The organism is Sphingomonas sp. Root720, assembly GCF_001428605.1.
Taxonomy (GTDB): domain Bacteria; phylum Pseudomonadota; class Alphaproteobacteria; order Sphingomonadales; family Sphingomonadaceae; genus Rhizorhabdus.
The window spans coordinates 1,402-2,903 of sequence record NZ_LMID01000008.1; the positions used below are offsets into that span (position 1 = coordinate 1,402).

The following is a 1,502-nucleotide window of genomic DNA, read 5'->3' on the forward strand; positions in this document are numbered from 1 at the left end:
GATCGTCGGCAGATGGCCGAAGCGCAGCGCGCCGATCAGCAGCCCGGGGACGATCTTGTCGCAGATGCCGAGCAGCGCCGCGCCCTCGAACATGCCGTGRCTGAGCGCCACCRCGGTCGACAGAGCGATGGTGTCGCGGCTGAACAGCGACAGCTCCATCCCCCGCTGGCCCTGCGTCACCCCGTCGCACATCGCCGGGACCCCGCCCGCCACCTGKGCGGTGATCCCCGCCTCGCGCGCCCACAGCTTCATCTGCTCGGGATAGCGGCCATAGGGCTGATGCGCCGACAGCATGTCGTTATAGGCGGTGACGATGCCGATGTTCATCGCGCCGCCGTCGCGGATCGCGGGCTTGTCCTCGCCCGACGCCGCAAAGCCGTGCGCCAGATTGCCGCACGACAGATTGGGGCGGTCCACACCGCCCTCCCGCTCGCGCGCGATGAGGTCGAGATAGGCCGAACGGCCCGCGCGGGACCGCTCGATAATTCGCGCGGTTACCGATTCCACGATAGGGTTCATCATCGGCACCAGAATATCCGTATAGGAGAGGGGATCGCGGCGAAGAGCCGCGAAATGGCGAGATCGCCTTTGCCATCAATGGACTGTTCGACGAGACGGCGTTTTCGCTCGCCCCGGATCACGAGGATGACTTCGCGGGCGCGGCAGATCGCGGCCAGGCTCAGGCTGCAGCGTTCATGCGGCACATGGGATGAGGTGGAGGCCGGCCGCGTCCGAACCACGGCGTCGCTTCCCGTCATGGCGGTATCTTCGGGCGTGAACAGCGAAGCGACTTTGCCATCCTCCGCCATGCCCAGCCAGACCAGGTCGAGGGTCCCGGAAAGATCGATGCCGTCGAGCCGATCGACCAGCGCCGGTGTTGCGTCGAGCGCGCGGGACAGCATGCCGTAATTGCTGTCGGGATGGGTGACGGGGACCAGCCGCTCGTCGGTCGGCAGAAAATGCGCCCGGTGCCACGGCAAGCTGCGACGCTTCAGTCGGTCGAGGATCGGGCGCGGCGTGTGCCCGCCTGCAATCGCGATCGTCGCCGAGTAATCGGGACGGATATGTGCCGCGACATGGTCGGCAACCGCCGCATCGTCGCCGCGCCACGCCCAGATCGCGGCATGTCCGCCGGGCGCTGGGAGAGGTTCGGAAGCATGGAAGTTCATCGCCCTTCCCTCTCACTCATGCCATGTGACGCCGTCGCGCTCGGTAAGCGCGATGGCGGCGGACGGGCCCCAGGTGCCCGCGGTGTAGGGCCTGGGCTTCATGCCGTTGGCGGCNTCATGCCATGTGACGCCGTCGCGCTCGGTAAGCGCGATGGCGGCGGACGGGCCCCAGGTGCCCGCGGTGTAGGGCCTGGGCTTCATGCCGTTGGCGGCCCAGCCGTCGCGGATCGCGTCGACCCATTCCCACTGCGCCTCCACCTCGTCGCGCCGCACGAACAGCGTCTGGTCGCCCTCGACCAGGTCGAGCAGCAGCCGTTCATAGGCGATCCGCCG

The 1,502-nt window shown here is 68.1% G+C and carries 2 protein-coding genes and 1 pseudogene; all 3 read right to left on the reverse strand.

Annotated elements, in window-relative coordinates:
- The coding region (locus ASE22_RS07330; RefSeq protein WP_200956577.1) for a dihydroxy-acid dehydratase domain-containing protein at positions 1–522 on the reverse strand (522 nt) is incomplete at its 3' end.
- Entirely contained in the window at positions 519–1,169 is a 651-nt protein-coding gene (locus ASE22_RS07335) for a 6-phosphogluconolactonase (RefSeq protein WP_056356838.1), read from the reverse strand. The genes ASE22_RS07330 and ASE22_RS07335, both read right to left, overlap by 4 nt.
- Before the next feature lie 115 nt (positions 1,170–1,284).
- Positions 1,285–1,502 (reverse strand): annotated as a pseudogene (locus tag ASE22_RS27555) (glucose-6-phosphate dehydrogenase); the annotation flags it as partial.